Raw genomic sequence first — 21,365 nt, 5'->3', positions numbered from 1 at the left:
TGGTCGATGTATATTCGATTAATGGAATATCACTTGCTACTTTAATTTTCTTTTAATATAATTAATTTAGAATTTTTAAATATTCTAAATTTTATAAAGGTGGGGTTTGTGTGAATCTCGTTCAATCTTTGGCTGAAACGGCAAAAAAGAAGGGGGATAAACCGGCGTACATATTTATGGATCAGTCGGTCTCTTATGACCAATTAAACAAAATGGTCACTAGGTTTTCTAGCAATTTAGCAAAAATGGGCATTGGAAAAGGGGACAATGTCGCATTAGCTGTAGGCAATTCACCACATTTTTTAGTAGGTTTATACGGAACGATGAAAGCCGGAGCAACTGTCATTCCGATTAATCCAATTTATACAGCAGACGAAATACATTACATATTACAAAATGGAGATGTAAAAACAATCATTGTACTCGACGTCCTTCTACCTGTTATACAATCTCTTACAACAAGACTTCCTTCACTTGAAAATATCATCATATGCGAAACCTCATCAGATTTTACTCATACAGAAACGGAAAAAATGAAAACGTTTACTAGTTTTATAGGAACTGGAGATATAACTTACGAAGGTCCTGAACTAGATGAAGAAGATGTAGCTGTTATTTTATACACTTCAGGTACAACTGGAAAGCCAAAAGGCGCTATGTTAACACATAAAAACCTATATAGTAACGCAAGCGATGTTGCGTCATATTTACAATATACTGCGGATGATCGCGTCGTTGCGGCATTGCCGATGTTCCATGTGTTCTGTTTAACAGTTGCAGTAAATGCGCCGATTGTGAACGGGGCAACGATTTTAATGGTACCGAGGTTTAGTCCGAAAGAAGTATTCCGTATTTGTCGTACGTATGAACCAACGATTTTTGCAGGTGTGCCTACGATGTACAATTACTTATATTTATTTGAAGAAGCAAGCGCAGAAGATGTAAAGACGCTTCGTCTCTGTATTTCAGGTGGTGCGTCAATGCCTGTTGCCCTTCTGCAAAACTTCGAAAAACGTTTTGATGTGATTGTTTCAGAAGGATACGGCTTATCAGAAGCATCACCAGTTACTTGTTTTAATCCGTTAGATCGTCCTCGTAAACCAGGTTCGATTGGTACAAATATTTGGCACGTAGAAAATAAAATTGTGAATGAACTTGGGGAAGAAGTGCCTGTCGGTGCAGTTGGGGAGCTAATTGTTCGCGGACCTAACGTTATGAAGGGTTACTATAATGCGCCAGAAGATACAGCTGCGACACTTAAAGACGACTGGCTATATACAGGTGACTTAGCGAAAATGGATGAAGAAGGTTACTTCTATATCGTCGATCGCAAAAAAGATATCGTCCTAGTTGGTGGTTATAACGTATACCCTCGTGAAGTAGAAGAAGTATTATATACTCACGAATCTGTGGCTGAAGTTGTCGTAATTGGTGTACCGGATGAAAACTTAGGAGAAGCAGTGCGAGCTTACGTCGTTCTGAAGCAAACGAACGTAACAGAAGAGGAGCTTACGCATTACTGCACGCTGCATTTAGCGAAATACAAAGTGCCAAAGAGCATTGAGTTTTTAACAGAATTGCCGAAGAATACAACTGGTAAGTTGTTACGAAGAGCTTTGAGAGAGAAGGCATTGCAAGTATAAAAATAAAGATATCCATCTCTATGACTACATGTTTAGAGATGGATATCTTTTTGTCCTGTAAAAGCTCGATTCGTGTGGATGGACAAAATCCCTACTGATTAAAGTCTCACTTTATTTTTTAGAATTGGTTAAGCTATAAGCCCATATATTTAAACCGTAATATTGCTAATAAGGAGGAGATATACGTGGAGCAGAAGGAATTACGCTTACGGAAAGTACAATATCTTATTTGTGACATTATGGATGAAATGAATATGGAGAGTGAAAAGAAGAACTTAGAAACATTGCAAAAGGTAATTGATCACCTTTCAGGAGCGATTGGGGATTTAGTGGATCCATCGGGTACGTATTCATTAGATTATTTAGAGAGAAAAGTGCATACTGCTCATTATTTATTGTTTAAAAATGATCGGAAAGCATATTTGTGTAATAAATAGGTATTATTCGTTTAATTTTTTATTTCACATTGATAATCATTATCAATGTGATAGTTATGTTGGGTATATTCATATAATTGAAACTAAAATCAGTGGGATTCCATTCCCGCTGATTTTTAGCTTGTATGAAGTTTCTTATATAATAATTCTGAATTCCAAGTTGACACATGTGAATTACGGAATTAAAATGGAAAGAAATCAAACAGAATACAATAGAAGCTCATCAGAGAAACTGAAGGCGCACAACGTTCACTTTTGTGAATAGATTGTGTGCCTTTTTCTATTGTACAAACTAAGGGGGCTTTATATATGAAACAGTGGAGTAAGACAGCATTAATGAAAAGTACAGGTGTTTTATTATCAGCATTTGTCCTTTTGTCAGGGTGTGGTTCGGCAACATCCACTAACAATTCTGAAGGAAGTGCAGATAAGAAGACAGTCGAACTTTTAAATGTTTCATATGATCCAACGCGTGAGTTATATCAAGATTTCAATAAAGACTTTGCGAAGTATTGGAAAGAGAAGCATGGTCAAACAGTAAATGTAAAGCAATCACACGGGGGATCTGGAAGTCAGGCACGCTCCGTTATTGACGGTTTAGAAGCAGACGTTGTAACACTAGCGCTCGCTTATGATATTGACGCGATTAGTAAGAAGAAACAACTAGCAGAAGATTGGCAGAAGCGACTTGCGGATAATTCTACTCCGTATACATCAACGATTGTATTTCTTGTTAGAAAAGGAAACCCGAAAGGAATTAAAGATTGGGATGATTTAACGAAAAAAGGTGTGTCTGTCATTACACCAAACCCGAAAACATCTGGGGGAGCACGGTGGAACTATTTAGGGGCGTGGGGATATGCACTGAAGAAATATAACAATAGTGAAGATAAGGCGAAAGAATTTGTCGGTCAAATTTATAAAAACGTGGAAGTACTAGATTCAGGAGCACGCGGGGCAACGACAACTTTCGTTGAAAAAGGAATTGGTGATGTGTTAATCGCTTGGGAAAATGAAGCGTTATTATCACAAAAAGAACTTGGAAAAGATAAATTCGAAATTGTAACACCTTCGATTAGTATACTTGCCGAGCCGCCAGTAGCAGTTGTAGACAAAGTCGTTGATAAAAAAGGAACGAAAAAAGTAGCAGAAGGATATCTTGAATATTTGTATTCAGAAAAGGGGCAAGAAATTGCGGCGAAAAACTTTTATCGCCCTCGTAATGAAAAAGTAGCAGAGAAGTATGCATCACAATTTCCGAAAGTTCAATTATTTACAGTTGATGAACTATTTGGAGGCTGGAAAAAAGCACAAGAAAAGCATTTTAATGATGGCGGCGTATTCGATCAAATGTATAAAAAATAAGGGGGGATGAGGTGACGTTATATGAGGAAGAAGCGTGTCTTACCAGGGTTTGGATTATCTCTTGGATTTACAATGCTATATATGAGTTTATTCGTACTTATACCACTTTCTATCGTATTTATTCAAACATCGCAGCTAGGCTGGAAGAAGTTTGCTGGGGTTATAACGAGTGAGCGCGTGCTGCATTCGTATCAAGTAAGTTTCACAACTTCACTTGCAGCGGCAATCGTAAATGCCATTTTTGGTTTATTAATTGCTTGGGTACTCGTTCGCTACACATTTCCAGGGAAGCGGTTATTAGACGGACTAATCGATTTACCATTCGCTCTTCCGACTGCTGTAGCTGGTATTACACTTACGACGCTTTATGCGGAAAATGGCTTTATTGGAAAAATATTTAGTGTGTTTCATATAAAAGTAGCTTTTACCCAGCTCGGCATTATTGTTGCACTTACGTTTATTGGCTTACCATTTGTCGTTCGAATGGTGCAACCAGTGCTGCAAAGTATTGATAAAGAAGTAGAAGAAGCAGCTTCTAGTTTAGGGGCGTCACGCTTCCAAATATTTGTGAAAATTATTTTGCCAGAAATATTCCCGGCTCTACTTGCTGGTTTTTCACTCGCCTTTGCGCGGGCGTTAGGGGAATATGGATCTGTCGTGTTCATTGCAGGTAATATGCCGATGAAAACAGAAATTGCACCGCTTATGATTATGACAAAACTCGAACAGTATGATTATGCAGGCGCAACAGCTGTAGCGGCTGTGATGCTTATTATTTCTCTCCTTTTCCTACTATTTATTAATATGATTCAAACTTGGAGCAGAAGGCATGAATTGAAAAGCGAATAGGAGGGGAGAAAATGGAACCAACATTATTAGAAAAGAAAATAGTAAAAAGCGTATCAGTTAAAAAAGAATCTAAGTTTGTACCCATTCTATTCATTACGATAACAGTTTTATTTTTATCTCTCTTTCTATTACTGCCGCTCGTGACAATTTTTATGAAAGCATTCGAACGAGGAATTGATGTATATATTGCCGCAGTAACAGATCAAGAAGCATTTTTGGCAATTAGGTTAACACTTCTCGTTGCTTTAATCGTTGTGCCGCTGAATACGATATTCGGAATAGCTGCGGCTTGGCTTATTACGAAGTTTCAGTTTAAAGGAAAGCAACTATTATTATCTCTTATTGAACTGCCGTTTGCTGTATCACCAGTCATTGCAGGATTAGTATTTGTTTTACTTTTTACACCTCGTGCAGCCTTTGGCGGATGGTTAATGGAACATGGGATAAAACTCATCTTCTCTGTCCCTGGCATTATCATTGCGACGATATTTGTTACGTTTCCGTTTGTTGCGCGTGAATTAATCCCAGTTATGCAGGCGCAAGGAAAGAGTGAAGAAGAAGCGGCTCTATCACTTGGCGCAAGCGGCTGGAAAATGTTTTGGCGCGTCACATTGCCAAATATAAAATGGGGCCTTTTATACGGCATGATTTTATGTAATGCCCGGGCCATTGGTGAATTCGGAGCGGTTTCCGTTGTGTCTGGTCACGTGCGCGGCGTTACAAATACGATGCCGCTTCATATTGAAATTTTGTACAATGAATATCAATTTTCAGCAGCGTTCGCTGTGGCGACTTTAATGTCACTCATCGCAGTTTTTACGCTCGTTATAAAAAACTGGATTGAGTGGAGAATGGAAAAACGACAATAAGGAGTGAGTGCGGTGAGTATTCAAATTCAAAATGTATCAAAACAATATGGTACATTTCAAGCGCTGACAGACATTCATTTGGATATTCCAAAAGGTGAACTGGTCGCTTTATTAGGCCCATCAGGTTCTGGGAAGACGACATTATTACGAATTATTGCAGGACTAGAAGAAGCGGATGGAGGCTCCATTTCATTTGATGGAGAAGATTTAACTGATATTCACGTAAAAAACAGGCAAGTCGGTTTCGTCTTCCAGCACTATGCACTTTTTAAACATATGAATGTATTTGAAAATGTCGCTTTCGGTTTAAAAGTAAGAAAGAAAAACTTACGACCTTCAGCTGAAGTAATAAAAGAAAAAGTAACAGAACTATTGAAACTAGTAAAAATGGATGGTTTCGCAAAACGTTATCCAGCGCAATTATCTGGCGGACAACGCCAACGTATCGCACTAGCCCGGGCACTGGCAGTCGAACCGGAAATTTTATTGCTAGATGAACCGTTCGGTGCACTTGATGCAAAAGTACGGAAAGAATTGCGAAGATGGCTCCGGAAACTACATGACGAATTTCAAATTACGAGCGTATTCGTAACGCATGATCAAGAAGAAGCGCTAGACGTTGCGGACCGCATCGTTGTAATGAATGAAGGACGCATTGAACAAATGGGAACGCCGGAAGAAGTATATGAAAAACCAGCAAGTCCGTTCGTATATGACTTTTTAGGAAACGTGAATTTATTTCACGGCCGCGTTCATAAAGGTAAGCTAAATGTAGGATCAGTGGAGCTAGAAGCACCAGAGCATAAGCACGTTTCAAACGTAGACGGAGTGGGATACGTAAGACCACATCACTTATCAATCGATCGTACGAAACAAAGTATAGATGCCATCCCGGCGAAAGTAACATACTCTCATGCAGTTGGCCCTGTCGTATATGTAGAATTGAAGCGCGACGGAACAGATGAGTATCTAGAAGCAGAAATTAGTAAAGAACAGTTTAGACAACTAGGCATTCAAACAGGTGAGTTTGTATACGTACATCCGAGAGAAGTGAAGGTGTTTATTCCAGAGGATTTTGTTATTTAGGAGAGTTAAAATCAGCAATCTATTAATAAGAGGAAGCCTCCTGAAATATATTTTGGGAGGCTTCCTCTTTGTTTGTAGTGATAGTTTTTCGTATGCGAAATGTAGTGGGGAAAAACTATAGATATCATAAGAAGAGGGGGAGCGTGTTCAAACAGTTATTTGGTATGAATAGTAAGGAAGATATTCTTATTACCCGCTATAAATAATGGTATTACAGTTAGGGAACCATATTTACCCCAGGAATATGAAGCTCAGTGTACTAGATTCATTGAATGCTAGAACAAAATGGAAAGTGAAAATAAAAAGGTTAGTTGAATGATGTTCATATCATGTCGCTAGCAAACAATAATAGATACAATTATCGTTAATCTTTAAATGTATAACAAAAACAGTTATCTGTAATAAATTTTATAAAATTGTTGTTAAATTGTCGGATTTTATGCACAAAATCTTCAAAAGTTCAAAACTATATTTACTTTACTCTTTCATTTATTTAGATTGGTATATTTAACATTATTATGTTAAAAATATTTCAGCGAGGTGAGTTTATGAAAGAAAAGAAACAAAAGAATTGGTATAGGTACTTAATCCAACTTATGGTAGTTGCATTAATTGTTACCTCTATACCACTGAATGGATTGGCGGAAACAGCACCACCGTTTACACCATCTCCGAATTCAGAACAAAGTCCAGAAGTAGAAAAGAAAGAGGAAAAGGAGTTACCAGCTCCACATCCAGATCAGTTAAAGAAGGATAAGGCTAAAGCACAGGCAAATCCGACTGAGATTGTAGAAGAAAGAACGGAAACAGAGAAAGTTTTCGATAATAATGATGGTACTTATACGAAAAAGGTATATACGGAACCGATTCATATTGAGAAAGATGGAAAGTTAGAAGAGGTTTCACCGAAATTAGTAGAAGCATCAAATGCAAAAATTGTAACGGAAAATACAAAATTAGAACCAGAATTTGAGAAAACAACACAAGATGGAAAGTACGTTCAATTTAAAATAAAAAATCATAATATTCAGTACAAATTAATAAGTGCAAATGGTGAAAAAGGTGAAGTGAAGCCATCACCAGTTACTGCAACACATGAAAATAATACAGTCTGGTATAAAGGGATTTTCCCAAATATTGATTTAAAGAGTACGACGTTTAATGAAAATGTAAAAGAAGATTTTGTATTACGTGAATATACAGGGCATCATATTTTTACGTTTGCATTAGAAACAGATTTAACACCGAATATACAGGAAGATGGTTCAATCGACTTCCAAAATGAGAAAAAAGAAAAAGTCTTCACATTACCGAAACCGTATATGAACGATTCAAATATAGATCAACAATCAGGTGAGGCTGTAACGTCAGATGCGGTTCGTTACAATATTGAGAAGACAGATGGAAAAACATATATATTAACTGTTACCGCAGATCCAAAGTGGTTACAAGCACCAGAACGAAAATACCCGGTATATGTAGACCCTTCAATTGAACTGGATAATTTTGAAAATGCTTATGCTTCAAGCGCGTATCCAACTGTCAATTATTCAGGAGGAAAGCTTTGGGACGCTGGTCAAAATGCTTATACATTAAAAGTAGGTTATTATGACGGGGCCTCTGGGACAAACTTTTCATTCATTAAACCAGACGTTTCAAATTTAAAAGGTGCAAAGGTTGAAAGTGCAACATTCCATGCCTATGCAGTTTGGCATTATTATGGAAATCAACCAAATGGTGTTTGGTTAGATGAAGTTACAGGTGGATGGAATGTCGGAGGTATTAACTGGAATAATAAACCAGGTTCTAACAACATTGCACACGCTGATGTAGGCCGCGGAAAATGGGCTCAGTTCAATGTAACGAATACAGTGAAAGCATGGGTAGAAGGTGCGAGACCAAACAACGGTTTTAAGCTACATGCAAATGGAAATGGTCAGAATCATTGGAAAAAGTTTATTGCAGCTGAAAACGGAGAAAATGCACCGCACTTAGAAGTTAAGTATTCGTATGCAAAACCGAATACACCGAGAGTACAAGCTTACTCGAATGGGAGTGGAAGTAGTTCAGGTCACTTTAATGTACAATGGGATCCAGTTCCAGGAGCAACAGAGTATAAAGTAGCTATTTTTAATGGATATGACTATGAATATATTTCAGTTGGTAATGTGACAAGTTGGACAACGAAGGATAAAAAAATATTCCCAACGCCAGAAGAAATTGCACAAGGGCGTTACTGGATACATGATGATGGAAAAGGGGCAGAAGCACCTACTGACCCAGGACAAATATATAAAAATGCTTATCAAGCAGGAGGTCCATACGGGGATTATAGCGGAAGAAGTAGCTACTGGATTCGTATTGTGGCAGAGTATCCATTTGGTGATAGTCCGCTTTCTGATGGAGTAGTTCCATTTATTCCACTAGAACAAGTGAAAAAACCAGACGGTTCAGCATATATCAATGCGACAGATCAGCAAACTGGTTATGTAACGCTGAAGTGGGACTCAGTTCCAGCAGCAACAGGTTATAAAGTTTGGATTTATAACGGAAAAGATTACGAAGCGTTCGATGTAGGAAATAAAACAAATTGGACAACGCAAAATGAGAAGATTTGGCCAACAAAAGATGAAATAACGAAAGGCCAATATTTACTTCATCACGATAAAAAAGGTGCAGAATTAGCAGTTGATCCATCACCTGTGTATAAGAATTCTGGTGGAATCTATGCAGGTTCGAAAAACTACTGGTTCCGTGTAACAGCGTATAGTAAAGCTGGGCATGCTGAAAGTGAAATTTCGCATGAGTTTGTTCCTAAATTCTCCCAAGATTTTGGATTTATAGGGATGTTTGATTACTGGGCATCAGTTCCGGTGTTAAATGGTAAAGTAAATGCTACAAATGGTAACTTTATCATGAGTGAGAAAGATATTACATTATCAGGGCGCGGGCCGGATGTATCAGTAGAAAGAACGTATAATAGCCAAAGTAAAAAGATAGGTTTATTTGGTACGGGTTGGTCTAGTGGATTAGAAGAAAGAATTTGGGCCGACGGAAATGGAAACTTACTTTTAATTTCTGCCGACGGTGCGAATATTACCTTTACTAGAACAGGAGATAATACATATCAAGCTCCTACTGGTATATATTTAGAAATTAAGCAAGTATCAGGTGGATATGAAATAAAAGATAAAGACCAAACTGTTACTTTCTATAAATCTGGCGATGCACAGGGGCGTATTGAGTATACAAAAGATAAATATGGAAACACGACGACATATGAGTATGATGGTGAATCCCGTTTATCAAAAGTAAAGAACGCTTCTGGTAAAGAGTTATTAGTACAATATGATGGAAATAATAAAAAAGCAGCAAGAGTAATCGGTCCAGATAACAAGACGATTACATTTAAGTATGATGGTGATTTACTAGTTTCTTCTACAACACCAGAAGGAAAAGTATATAAATACGGATATGATAATAGTTTACTAACATCTATTTATGATCCGCAACATACAGATGCAAAACCGTATAAAACATCGTATGCATACGAGAATAATAGATTAGTAAAAGTGACAGACCCATTAGGGAAAGCTACGACATTAGCATATAATACGGATGCGAAAGAAGTTACGTTAACGAATCCTAAAGGGCGCAAGACTGTTTATACGTATAACGATGCTGGAAATCCAGTGAAAACAGTCGAAGATTCTGGGCGTCTGAATTTAACAACGGCGTATGAATATAATGCAAATAATTTAGTGAAAACTACGACTCCTAAAAATCAAACAGAAACTGCGACCTATGACGGTAATGGGAATGTTACGTCTGTTACCGATGAAATGGGGACAGAAAAGTTTGAGTACAATAAAGATAATGGGATTATAAAGGCGACAGATAACGAAAATCGTGAAACGACTGTTGCTTATAAAGCAGCAAATACAGAAGTGTCTGAAACAGATCAATCAGCACATACATCTTCTGTTACTCAACATGATAAATATGGTAATCCAATTGAAACAAGTAAAGACCTGGGTACAGGCGAAAATTTGATTCAAAATCCAAGTTTTGAGACTGATATAACGAAACAATGGACGAAAACAGCAACAGATAATAATACTGGAGCGATTGTAAAAGATACAAACCCAGCCCTAGGTGGTCTGGGTGGAGATTCGTCATTAAAGATTACAACAAAAGCAACCAATAATGATTGGGGTTTCATTGCAGCCACTCAAGAAGTGACATTAGAACCAAATACAACGTATACATTAAGTGGTATGGTGAAAACGGATTTATCCAATGGTGCAGCTTTCTTCAATGTACAGTCATTAAATGAAAATGGTGCCGGTATAGATGGTGGTTGGCACGATACTCGTCATAATAAAGTGCAAGGGACGCGTGACTGGGTCAATCGTCAAGTTACTTTTAAAACGACAGAGCAAACGAGAAAAGTAAAAATCTATTTACAAGTAGAAAATGGCGGTTCTGCTACAAGTGGTTCCGTATGGTTTGATAAATTACAGCTTGAAAAAGGAGAAGTTTCTTCTAGTTTCAATCCTATTACAAATAGTAGTGTAGAGAATGTAACGGAACAAGGATGTATTCCTGGATGGATTCGAGGAGACGGAACAAGTTGTGATCCAAAAGATGTTTCTCATCAGGAAAGTTTTACAGGACATTCGTCTATTGTATTAGAGCGTGGCCAATATGGCGGTTCAAATGTAGGATATGGTCATCATATAAATTTAAATCAGAAAAAGGCAGAACCAATCACGTTAACAGGAATGTCTAAATCTGAGAATGTAGAAAATGATGCGCCAGATAAACTATCACGAGACTATTCAATTTGGGCAGATGTTTACTATCAAGATGGCAGCGGTGAAAATTATCAAGCAAAATTCCCAAGCGGTACAAATGATTGGAACCGTAGTGCAGTTGTCATTCCAGCTAAGAAACCAATTAAGCGTATTCAAGTGTACCTATTATTTAGAAACAATAATAAAGGGAAAGTATGGTTTGATGATGTTCGTTTACTAGAAGGAAATGCTCTTATAAAAAATGAGTACGACAACGATGGAAATGTCATCGCAGCGTATGATGAAGAGGGGCAAAAAAACACCTTCGCATACGATGCATCAGGAAATAAAAAAAGCGAGACAGATGAAAAAGGAAATACAAAATTATATGATTACAACAAAGATAATCTATTAACGAAGGTTACCTTGAAAAATGGTACTTCTGTAGGCTATCTTTATGATCATAATGGAAACACAACAGAGAAATCTGTCATGTTTGGTGGGAAAACACAAACCCACAAATATGAATATGATGTAGATAATAAAAATACAGTGTATATCGATGCGTTAAATCGTCGTATTGAACACACGTATGATGAAAATGCAAACAAGATTAAAACAAAAATGCCAAACGGCTCTATTTTAGAATCTGTATATGATACAGCAGATCGCGTCGTTGGTGAAAAGCGCAACGGAAAAGATTCATTTACATTCGAACGTGATCAAAATGGACAAGTTACGAAAGTAAAAGACCATGTCAACGGTGTAGAACGCACGAAAACATACGATAAGGCTGACCGCGCGACAAGTGCAACGGATAGCCGAGGCGGAAAAGTTGACTGGACATATCACGACAAAGCAAACAGTAAGACAGAAAAATTAAAAGAACAAATAGTAACGCAAGGTGGATACACAAATAAAGTATCATATGACTACAACACGTTAGATCAAAATATACGTATGACAGACGGTTCTCAAACGTATCGATTTGATTATGATGATCAAGGGAATGTTCGTACGTATACAGCAGGAAATGGTTCAGGTTCTACCTTTAACTATGACCATGCGAACAAGATTAAAGATTTAGTAGTAGGTACGTCAAACAGTATTCTTCTTTCTGAACGATATGAATATGATCAATCGGGTAACCGTACGAAAATTAAACATGAAGGTGCGGGCGGAAACGTAACAGAAACAAACTTTGTATATGACCCGATTAACCAATTATTAAATGAAGCATTACCAAACGGAACAAGTAAATCATACACATATGATGGATTTGGGAACCGTACAAGTGTTAAAGTTGTAGAGAATGGAAAAGAAACAAAGTCTATAGCGGCAACGTTTAATGACGGAAATCAACTTGTGAAATTCGGAAACGAAACGTTAACGTATGATACGAATGGAAATCGTACATCTGATGGAAAGTACAAGTATACATGGAACGAAGATGACCAGATTGTAGCGATTACAAAACAAGGTGAGGGCAATGCATTTGCGACTTATAAATATGATAATGATAGTCGTCGTATTGAAAAGAGTGTAAATGGTCAAGTAACACGCTACTTCTATGATGGAGATAGCATTAATCCGTTATATGAGACGGATGGTAGTGGAACTGTACTTCGTCAATATGTATACTCTATGGATGGCGCACGTTTGGCAATGAAATCAAAAGGGCAAACGTTATACTATCACTACAACCCACGTGGTGATGTAGTTGCGATGACAGATCAAAATAGAGAAGTTGTAGCAACGTATGAATACGATTCATGGGGTAACGTATTAAAGAGTGATACAAAAGGTATAGCAGCAGAGAATCCGTTTGGATATGCGGGATACATGTATGATAAGGAAATTGGCACGTATTATCTGATGGCACGTTATTATAATCCAGATCATGGTGTGTTCTTATCGGTTGATCCTGATCCGGGTGATGAAGATGATCCTGTTACACAAAATGGTTATACGTATGCGGATAATAATCCTGTGATGAAAGTTGATCCGGATGGACATGCACCCTGGTTACTTATTAATGCAGCTATAGGAGGATACAGTGCTTATCAGGCTTATAAGTCTGGAAAAAGTCGAAAAGAAATTTTATTAGCTGGTGCAATGGGATTTGTTGGCGGTGGAAAAGGAAAAATTGCTAAAAAAGCTGTTGGTTTTGTAAATGATCGTGCCGTAAGAGGATATACTAAACAGATTTTTGAAAAAAGAAGAGCTATCACTCCAAGTAATATTAATCAGCAAAAACGGAAATTCTTAGGTAATAATCATGTGAAAATAAGTGCTGGAAAATGGAGAAGTGCAGATGGTACTAGACAGTTTAGGGCAAAGAAAAATGATATAACAGGTCAACATGGTTTTCCTCATGTACATTTTGAATTTTTAAAGAAAAATGGAGTTGTTAAGAAAAATGTACATGTTAGATATAGTTCAAAGAAAGGGAAAAAGAAATGATAATATTAGAAGTGCAAACATATACAAAAGAAAACTTACAAGAGTATATTGAATTATTCGATGATGAAGAGCTAGAATTAAGCTTAGTGGGTGAAATATCTGATTTGGTATTAAAATTTGATATAGAGGGGGCTCGAAATATATTACATGCTTTAAAAAGCAGTCCAATCCAAAAAGGGATAGAAATAATTTTGGATGAATCAGTAAATTTCAAAGAAACATGTCATGTGAAAAAAGTAAAGATTAACTTTACTAATATATCAGAATTCGAATTATCAAATGTTGTTGAAGATAGTTTATTTTATAAGGATGGTATAGTATTTTTAAGTTTTTATCATGAGGCGATAGATGCTACTATATTTAAATTGGAAGAATGTATTGAAAAATATGTATTTTCTCCTGCTGAGATTATTGATCTTTATTATGAAAATCGAGAAATAACTTTGTATGGCGAATTTGTACATGCAGGTGAAAGATAATAAAAATTAATACAGCTTTTTCATGAAAAAATTTTATAAATTAAATATAATTTGTAGATTCGGTGCAGCTCAAAATTTAAACAGGTAGTTTAATTTTGGGCTGCATTTTTTATTTTAAATGCCTTAGTACTTCAAAGGCAGTAAACATATTAAAAGTGTTAAAGCATATCCTAAACATGCTGGAAATCCTAATAATATCAGGTTTGTAACACGTAAAGAACATTTAAGTCTTCATGGTGGAAAAAGTAGGTGAGTCACTAGTTTGCCTATGGGTATAAAAGTTTATCGTTTTGAAGGAGATATAGATAAAAGGAGTTTGAAGTATGCAAAATATAATTATAAAAAAACTGGAACCCGTATATGGAAAGGATAAAAAAACTGTAAGAACTGGAACTAGGGTGTTTGGAAATATAGATAAAGTTAATTGGATGAATGTGGTAAACCCGCCCCTTAGTAAAGAAGAAATTCAAGTATTTGAAGATGAGATGGAAACTGTATTTCCAGAACCATATAAATATCTACTATCTCTTATGAACGGAAGCTTTTTGGCAAATTTAGTTCGTATAGCAGGGCAGCCGAAAATTGGTGGTCTTTCTGATGAGGAAGAATATTTTCAACCGTTTGATTTGTATAGCTTTCAACAACTATATGCGTCTAAAAAAATTCCTGATTCATATTTTGTCTTTGCAGATTCAATGGATTTGGGCACAATATATGCTATTAGCGAAGAGAATAGAGTATTAGAATTACATTTAAGAAATAAGAAAGTTTTAAGAGATCTAGGAACCATGGAAGAATGGTTAGATTTATTATTAGAAGAGGCAATACGAATATAAGTAAATTTAATGAACGACTAAGATGGTACAATTAAAACGAAATTCAGCTGGAGAAAAGAGTTTAGGTTTGAAGAAAATTAATTTGTAAAATTTTAGTATAAAATAATAATCAGTGGGGATTTTCTTCACTGATTATTATTTTAAGTTATTAGTAGAATGAGAAAGGATGTTTTTCTTGGAGTATCATAATAAAATAAAACAGCTTTTAGAGTGTGTAAATTGTTTAGAAGATAATGAAATTGAGTTAAATTGCGACGGAGAAGAAATTACAATAGAGTTATTTAATAGCGAAGAAATAGAAGAAGGACAGATTGGGTACCGTATTACCGATAATGGGGAAAGTTTAATGAGTGATGAAGAAGAATCTTGGCAAGAAGGTTGGATTGTAATTGGCTTAGATTCATATATAGGAGATCCTATTTTTGTAGATACTAAAGATATAGCGTGTGCAGTGTATACTGCTGAACATGGAGAGGGAATTTGGAATCCCGTACTTGTAGCAGAAAGTATAGATCAGGTAATCCAAGCGGTTAAGCAGAAATAGATTGTTGAAGAAGGTGTCTCCAAAAGATCATTTTTAATGACCTTTTGAGGCGCCTTCTTTCTTATATAGATAGATTTTTATTGGATATGTAATCACAAGGACAAACGTTATATTACCACTATAACCCTCGTGGTGATGTAGTTGCGATGACGAATCAAGATAAAGAAGTTGTAGCAACGTATGAATATGATTCATGGGGTAACGTATTAAAGAGTGATACGAAAGGTATCGCAGCAAATAATCCATTTGGATATGCAGGATACATGTATGATAAAGAAGTTGGTATGTATTACTTAATTGCAAGATACTATAACCCAGACCATGGTGTGTTCTTATCGGTGGATCCTGATCCGGGTGATGAGGATGATCCAGTTACACAAAATGGATATACGTATGGTGATAATAATCCGGTGATGATGATTGATCCAGATGGGCATCTTGCTTTTGGTGCAGCAGGTATATACTTTGTGCCAGGCGTTGGTAAAGCTGCCTTATTGGCAACTTTAGCAGTTGGTGGTGCGTATGCTGCTTGGCGTATTGGTGCAAAAATCAGAGTCATGCAGGCTCGTAGTAAACCGTCAGGACCAGACCCAAAGGAAAAGGGGAGTCCACATACAAGATATAAAACTAAAAATGGAAAAGTGACTGAATATGCAACTTATGGAAAAGGAGGAGTGTTGAGGAAACAATTTCGTGGAGAAGGAAAACCGCATGGTGATGTTCCTCGACCAAATGTTAAAACTAAAAATCAATACAATAGAAACCCTATAACTAAGAAGAAATATCCGAAAGAAAAAGTGAGAAAACCATTTAAAAAGGAATATCCAAGAGGATATTAAAAAAAATATAGTTATTGAAAAATGCTTGTATTCATAACAGGAAGGAGGGATGGACATGAAATATTACAACGGTGGATTTATGATAATTTCAGATGAAACAGAGCTTATCTATCAAACTTGTATAAGTGAGGGATTGTCCTCAATTATTTTAACAATAAGTAATAGCGTACGGCCTACATTCCCTGATTATTGGTTTTTCCCTTGGTCCAATACAAATGAAAATGAATCTATTACTAAACTAATAAATTCAAGATTAAGGATTAGTAAAGAGGAGCATGAACAGGCACAATGTTTTTTAGATACATTGATACAGGAAAAAAGGTTTTCCTGGCCAAATGTTTTTAGAGATTTAGAGGATGCGAGATTTTTTAAGAAACACTATTTAAAGGGTATAGAGAATTTAGAAATCACTAGTTTGAATCTTTCAGAAGAGTATTGGACGGATTTTCTATTGAATGAGCGAGAAGAAAATGATTTCGAGTGTTCTATATACCATTTTCTAGAAAACGCATTACCCTTCTGTATCAATAACCATGAAATGTTAGGTTTTGATATATGTGGTTATAGTAACAATAATTTTTATTCATTTATTCATAATAACTTACAAACGGATTTTAAAAAGTATGGTAAGAATTTAAATGATTTATCACTTGTCGCTAATTATGAAGATGCACAATATGTTATTCATTTAATTGATAATCAAAAGATAGAGGCGGAAGAGATATTGTGGTACCCTTGGCTAATTTTGAAGTGTTCATAATTTATAAAAATGATGCAATTTTTTTGTAGTTTTATATAGGTTTTGCGAGAGTAGGATATATTGTTTGTAGCGGGGATTTGGAAGCAAGGGAGCGCGTTATAATTGGTAATGACAAATGAACAATTCGAGAGTTATCTTGATATGTGTTATGACAAATTAGAAAGTAAACAGCAAAAATTCATTTCGGATTATAATATCGATAACTTTGATGAATATTGGTATGATCAAGGTCAATGCATATTACAGTTTAAAAATAATGGTCAAGTGTTACTTGAATTTAGTGTTGTATTTATAGGTTCTTGGTCTGGAAAGAGTAACAGTTGGATGTGGTCTTGGGCTAATGAGAGTGCGGCTGATTATGCAAGAAGTAAGTCTAACTGTTTGAAAGATTTACAAAATATTACAGGAAATGAGGTTTTTATAAATTCACTTTTTGAATGCGATCAAGAAATGGCGTATGAGCTAGCAGCCTTTTCCATTGAATATTTAGATGCAGAAGGAATGTATATAGTATCAGATGAGAGAAATGATTTATTTATGGCGGTTATGTTACCGAATGGATTGTAAGTAGAGCCTACTAAAAATTATAGATAAGGTAAGATGAAAAAGGAAGAGCTAACGTAAGCTCTTCCTATTATCTGGTGGAAGTGAGAGCATTCCGACTGAATTAGATTATTATCAATTTATTGGAGGTCTGTTAGTTATGAAAAAACTAGTATTTAATAAGCGGATAGATTTTTCATATATAGAAGGAGAAATTCTCTGTATTACAACGGGAAACAAACAAGATATTATAATTTTAGTACTGGATAAAAAGGTTAATGATACTTATTTTTATAAAATTATACACTCGTTGAAATCTGGCGTTTTGAAACAATATACTATAGAAAATGATCAATATTTTAACTTTATTCAACCTTTAGGAGAAAATTGGATTGTGGTTAAAAGTTTCGTTGAGAAAAAGGAAGATACAACGGCTACAATTTTTGATAAAAAAGGAAACATCATTGCTTCATATTACTTAGGAAATGGAATAAAATATTTTCAAGTTGATGAAGAAGAACATGTATTGGTTGGGTATAGTGAAGAAGGTATATTTACTTCTGTAGAGGAATTGTTTATTTCAGATGAAGATTTTGATTCGATAGATTGGGAAAATATATATGATACTAATAAATTTGAAAAGAGCGGATTAGCTATTTTCTCTAAGAATGGCGATTTAATTACTAATGAATTCAATAATTCAATAAAGAGATCTGTCTGTGATTGTACAGCGATAAATATACAAAAGACAGGTGAGATTCTTATGTCTTACTATAACGAGCAAGGAACATATACATTCACACAGATTCATAAAGAACGATGTGAACAAGTTATCCTTTATGAAACAACATTGCATCATACATCATTATATTTAAAAATGAAAAATAATATAATATTTGGTGTAGATAACAATCAAATCTATGCACATTCACTTATAAATAGAAAATTAACAACTCTGTTAACGATAGATGGCGATGGGAATCCTATTCAATTTGAGTATATTTTTTCAAGGGATCAAACAATATATGCTGTTAAAGGGAAACGAATATTTTGTTGGGAGCAATATGGGATTTTAGAAGAGGGAGAATAAATAGAAGTTTGACGCTTATTTTTTATGTTTAGAATCAATGAGAGGATTTTCATCTATATGAAAGATATCGCATGTAAAGAGTTAGTAAGTTTTAAGGATATTGTTGAAGCTTATCAGTTAAAAAAAATGAGTTTGGATTATAAACAAAATGTGATTTTACTAGTACAAGATAATACGAATCAACCTTGTATTATTTATTTGGATAAAAATAATGTGAATATAAGTAAATTCAATTTAAACGTAGATATCGATGTTGAATCTGTATTATGTATGCAACGAATCGGAGAGAAATGGTTACTTATATTTAGTTATGAAGATGATAATGCGGTTATTTATAATGCGGACGGAAGTGAATATTGTAAGTTTTATGCCGGAGAAGGGATTCAAGATTGTCAGGTTGATGTGAATGAAGATATATGGGTTAGTTATTGTGATGAAGGAATTTTCGGAGATTGCCCAATTGGAGCAAACGGGATAGTTGCTTTTGATTCTAAAGGTCAATTGATTTTTGATAGTTATGATCAATATGTAGAAAAATATAATATACCTTATATAGATGATTGTTATGCAATGAACGTTATAGATGGAGATGTTTGGCTCTATTATTATTCAGAATTTCCTTTAGTTCAAATGAAAGATAAAAAATTTCATATGTCGTGGAATGAAATCAATTTAACTAGGGAAATATGGTCGGAAAGTTTTGCGGTTGCTCAAGATAAAGCAGTATTCATTACTCGAGATAAAAAGTTGGTTGTTTATGATTTAAACAATAATCATGTGTATGATAGCAATCCTTGTAATGAACTAGGTGAGCCGATTCAATTTGTTAATTATTATAGCCGCGGATCTGTTATGTATTTTCAGACGGAAGATGGGCTGTATTATGTTGATGTGTTTAATATATGAGGCGATAAACGTGAACGAACGTTTAAAGAGAATTGCAATGTTAAGAGAAAAGGTAGAAGAAAAAGCTACTAGATAAAAGTTTTTTATGTTATGTTCGTCCATAAAAGGATTTGAGATTATTAGCGGGAAGAAAATTGCTTCCTTAGTAGACTTTTTAATAAATGAAACACCGAATCCGGTCAAAGTTATGAGTGCATTAAATACTGAACAAGTTATCAATGAAATAAAAGAATTTGAACGTGAGTTAGATAATTTATTATCTAATTTTAAACCGACAAGAAAAAATACTTTGATAAACAATGATAATAATTTAAAGGGTGATAAGATGAATAATAATGATATGAATTATATATGTTTAATTTGTGGTTTTGACGAATTATTAGATCCACCATATGAAGATGATGATCCATCATATGAGATTTGTTCATGTTGCGGCTTTCAATTTGGTTATGATGATTGTGATCAAGGGTATACGTTTATTGAGTATAGAAAAGAATGGTTGAAAAAAGGTGCGATTTGGTTTAATAGTGCAAAAAAACCAGCTAGATGGTCATTAGAAAAACAACTAAAAAACATCGAGTAATTTCGTGGAATAAGAGTTAAATAAAGCAGTCTTATTACGGTCCGTTTGGAGTGCTTAATATTTACGTTAAACGTGCATAACAAGTTATAATAGAAGAAATCAATAAGGAGGCTAGCAGTGAAAAATTTTCGTTATCTCAATATATTCACTATTTTAATTGTATACACACTACTCATGTTTTACATCGGCTGGAACGGATGGGTTTGGCTTCATGCGGTGTTCGGCTGGGAATCTTGGGGATATTACGCTTTCGTAGTTGGCTTCATTTCATATGCGTATATTCTCGTACAAGTGTTTAAATTCCTTCCTTTCCTGCGAACGGTCGGTTCAATTTGGTTTGCGGTTATACAATACGCGCTTATGTTATTGCCGTTAGCCGATATTGCCGTCTTATTATTACAGTTTTCAGTGGAGAAAGAGACGGCAATTATTTGGACAGGGGCAGTCACTTTACTCGTATTTTTCTTTATCTTCGCATACGGGGTATTTAATGCGTATAGCCCGGTTGTAAGAAAGTATGATGTACATATACCGAAAAAAGTAGAAGGGCGTAAAAGTTTACGCATTGCGATGGCTTCTGATATGCACTTCGGTAAACTGTCTGGAGTTGCTCATTTAAAGAGACTCGTTCGTCATGTAAATGAAATGAAACCCGATATTATTTTACTGCCGGGTGATATTATCGATGATCATCCAGGTGTGTTCATTCAGAAAAATATGGGACCAATCATGAAACAGATGAAAGCTCCATTAGGCGTATATGGTGTGTTAGGAAACCATGAATATTACGGACGAGCTGTTCCTGAGTTTTTACAAGAGATGGATAAGATTGATATTCGTATTCTTTTAGATGAAGTCATTACAATTGAAGATGATTTTTATCTCGTTGGAAGAAGGGATAAAACAGAGCGAGATCGTCAAAGCTTTGAAAATCTAATGAGTACGGTAGATAAATCGCTTCCTGTTATCGCAATGGATCACCAACCATTTGAATTAAAACAAGCAGCGGACGCCGGCGTTGATTTATTATTATCCGGTCACACGCATCGCGGACAAATGGCTCCAAATCATATTGTGACGAGAAAAATGTACGAACTAGACTGGGGATACGCACAAAAAGGTGCATTCCACGCAATTGTTTCTTCTGGATTTGGATTCTGGGGACCACCGCTTAGACTGGGAAGTAGATCTGAGATTGTGCAGGTTGAAGTTACATTTGAATAGGATTGTGAAATAGAGAGCTGAGTGCTCTCTATTTTTTAATTTAAAGGTACAAA

Annotated in this window: 15 protein-coding genes and 2 pseudogenes; all 17 read left to right on the top strand. The window is 35.5% G+C overall.

Going from position 1 to position 21,365, the window contains the following annotated elements; translation table 11 throughout:
* Window positions 1–110: 110 nt before the first annotated feature.
* On the top strand, window positions 111–1,643 hold the full coding sequence (locus tag MHH66_RS21005) for a fatty acid--CoA ligase family protein (protein ID WP_078184061.1): 1,533 nt from the start codon (window positions 111–113) through the stop codon (window positions 1,641–1,643).
* Between the two features lie 185 nt (window positions 1,644–1,828).
* Window positions 1,829–2,080 carry a hypothetical protein gene (locus tag MHH66_RS21000; RefSeq protein WP_000435463.1) on the top strand — a complete coding sequence of 84 codons (252 nt, stop codon included), beginning with the start codon at window positions 1,829–1,831 and terminating at the stop codon, window positions 2,078–2,080.
* A gap of 309 nt (window positions 2,081–2,389) precedes the next feature.
* Window positions 2,390–3,445 (top strand): sulfate ABC transporter substrate-binding protein, encoded by a 1,056-nt coding sequence (locus MHH66_RS20995; RefSeq protein ID WP_002011197.1) that lies wholly within the window; start codon window positions 2,390–2,392, stop codon window positions 3,443–3,445.
* Window positions 3,446–3,466: 21 nt separating this feature from the next.
* Entirely contained in the window at window positions 3,467–4,294 is an 828-nt protein-coding gene (gene cysT, locus MHH66_RS20990) for a sulfate ABC transporter permease subunit CysT (RefSeq protein WP_002011198.1), read from the top strand.
* An 11-nt stretch (window positions 4,295–4,305) separates the two neighbouring features.
* Complete coding sequence (gene cysW, locus MHH66_RS20985) at window positions 4,306–5,163, top strand: sulfate ABC transporter permease subunit CysW (protein WP_000433837.1); 858 nt, start codon at window positions 4,306–4,308, stop codon at window positions 5,161–5,163.
* Window positions 5,164–5,175: 12 nt separating this feature from the next.
* Window positions 5,176–6,249 carry a sulfate/molybdate ABC transporter ATP-binding protein gene (locus tag MHH66_RS20980; protein ID WP_078184062.1) on the top strand — a complete coding sequence of 358 codons (1,074 nt, stop codon included), beginning with the start codon at window positions 5,176–5,178 and terminating at the stop codon, window positions 6,247–6,249.
* A 548-nt stretch (window positions 6,250–6,797) separates the two neighbouring features.
* Window positions 6,798–13,508: a DNRLRE domain-containing protein gene (locus tag MHH66_RS20975; protein ID WP_165689452.1), complete on the top strand. Its 6,711-nt coding sequence runs from the start codon at window positions 6,798–6,800 to the stop codon at window positions 13,506–13,508.
* Entirely contained in the window at window positions 13,505–13,987 is a 483-nt protein-coding gene (locus MHH66_RS20970; protein ID WP_063218764.1) for a hypothetical protein, read from the top strand. The genes MHH66_RS20975 and MHH66_RS20970 overlap by 4 nt, the downstream gene beginning before the upstream one ends.
* A gap of 323 nt (window positions 13,988–14,310) precedes the next feature.
* Window positions 14,311–14,823, top strand: a complete 513-nt coding sequence (locus MHH66_RS20965; RefSeq protein WP_002158948.1) for an SMI1/KNR4 family protein — start codon at window positions 14,311–14,313, stop codon at window positions 14,821–14,823.
* Between the two features lie 166 nt (window positions 14,824–14,989).
* Window positions 14,990–15,367: a hypothetical protein gene (locus MHH66_RS20960; RefSeq protein ID WP_063218763.1), complete on the top strand. Its 378-nt coding sequence runs from the start codon at window positions 14,990–14,992 to the stop codon at window positions 15,365–15,367.
* Between the two features lie 92 nt (window positions 15,368–15,459).
* Window positions 15,460–16,206: pseudogene (locus MHH66_RS20955) on the top strand (RHS repeat-associated core domain-containing protein); the annotation flags it as partial.
* Window positions 16,207–16,261: 55 nt separating this feature from the next.
* Entirely contained in the window at window positions 16,262–16,966 is a 705-nt protein-coding gene (locus MHH66_RS20950) for a hypothetical protein (RefSeq protein ID WP_063218762.1), read from the top strand.
* Window positions 16,967–17,068: 102 nt separating this feature from the next.
* Window positions 17,069–17,533 carry a DUF6882 domain-containing protein gene (locus MHH66_RS20945; RefSeq protein ID WP_063218761.1) on the top strand — a complete coding sequence of 155 codons (465 nt, stop codon included), beginning with the start codon at window positions 17,069–17,071 and terminating at the stop codon, window positions 17,531–17,533.
* A 136-nt stretch (window positions 17,534–17,669) separates the two neighbouring features.
* Window positions 17,670–18,599, top strand: a complete 930-nt coding sequence (locus tag MHH66_RS20940; protein ID WP_063218760.1) for a hypothetical protein — start codon at window positions 17,670–17,672, stop codon at window positions 18,597–18,599.
* 57 nt (window positions 18,600–18,656) lie between these two features.
* Complete coding sequence (locus tag MHH66_RS20935; protein ID WP_063218759.1) at window positions 18,657–19,505, top strand: hypothetical protein; 849 nt, start codon at window positions 18,657–18,659, stop codon at window positions 19,503–19,505.
* Between the two features lie 10 nt (window positions 19,506–19,515).
* Window positions 19,516–19,767, top strand: a pseudogene (locus tag MHH66_RS20930) (hypothetical protein); the annotation flags it as partial.
* A gap of 438 nt (window positions 19,768–20,205) precedes the next feature.
* The gene (locus MHH66_RS20925; RefSeq protein ID WP_078184063.1) at window positions 20,206–21,312 is read left to right on the top strand and encodes a metallophosphoesterase; all 1,107 of its coding nucleotides are present in this window, start codon (window positions 20,206–20,208) and stop codon (window positions 21,310–21,312) included.
* The last annotated feature ends 53 nt before the right edge of the window (window positions 21,313–21,365 follow it).

The organism is Bacillus sp. FSL H8-0492 (genome assembly GCF_038006145.1).
Taxonomy (GTDB): Bacteria; Bacillota; Bacilli; order Bacillales; family Bacillaceae_G; genus Bacillus_A; species Bacillus_A mycoides.
Note: the sequence above shows the minus strand (reverse complement) of the source record. Positions and strands in the feature narration are given on the sequence as shown.

Excerpts from the sequence above, each read along its gene's own strand:
- MHH66_RS20975 (WP_165689452.1), top strand. The coding sequence starts at position 6,798 with ATGAAAGAAAAGAAACAAAAGAATTGGTATAGGTACTTAATCCAACTT.
- MHH66_RS20940 (WP_063218760.1), top strand. The coding sequence starts at position 17,670 with ATGAAAAAACTAGTATTTAATAAGCGGATAGATTTTTCATATATAGAA.
- MHH66_RS20935 (WP_063218759.1), top strand. The coding sequence starts at position 18,657 with ATGAAAGATATCGCATGTAAAGAGTTAGTAAGTTTTAAGGATATTGTT.
- MHH66_RS20995 (WP_002011197.1), top strand. The coding sequence starts at position 2,390 with ATGAAACAGTGGAGTAAGACAGCATTAATGAAAAGTACAGGTGTTTTA.
- MHH66_RS20965 (WP_002158948.1), top strand. The coding sequence starts at position 14,311 with ATGCAAAATATAATTATAAAAAAACTGGAACCCGTATATGGAAAGGAT.
- MHH66_RS20950 (WP_063218762.1), top strand. The coding sequence starts at position 16,262 with ATGAAATATTACAACGGTGGATTTATGATAATTTCAGATGAAACAGAG.
- MHH66_RS20970 (WP_063218764.1), top strand. The coding sequence starts at position 13,505 with ATGATAATATTAGAAGTGCAAACATATACAAAAGAAAACTTACAAGAG.
- cysW (WP_000433837.1), top strand. The coding sequence starts at position 4,306 with ATGGAACCAACATTATTAGAAAAGAAAATAGTAAAAAGCGTATCAGTT.
- cysT (WP_002011198.1), top strand. The coding sequence starts at position 3,467 with ATGAGGAAGAAGCGTGTCTTACCAGGGTTTGGATTATCTCTTGGATTT.
- MHH66_RS20960 (WP_063218763.1), top strand. The coding sequence starts at position 14,990 with ATGTTTTTCTTGGAGTATCATAATAAAATAAAACAGCTTTTAGAGTGT.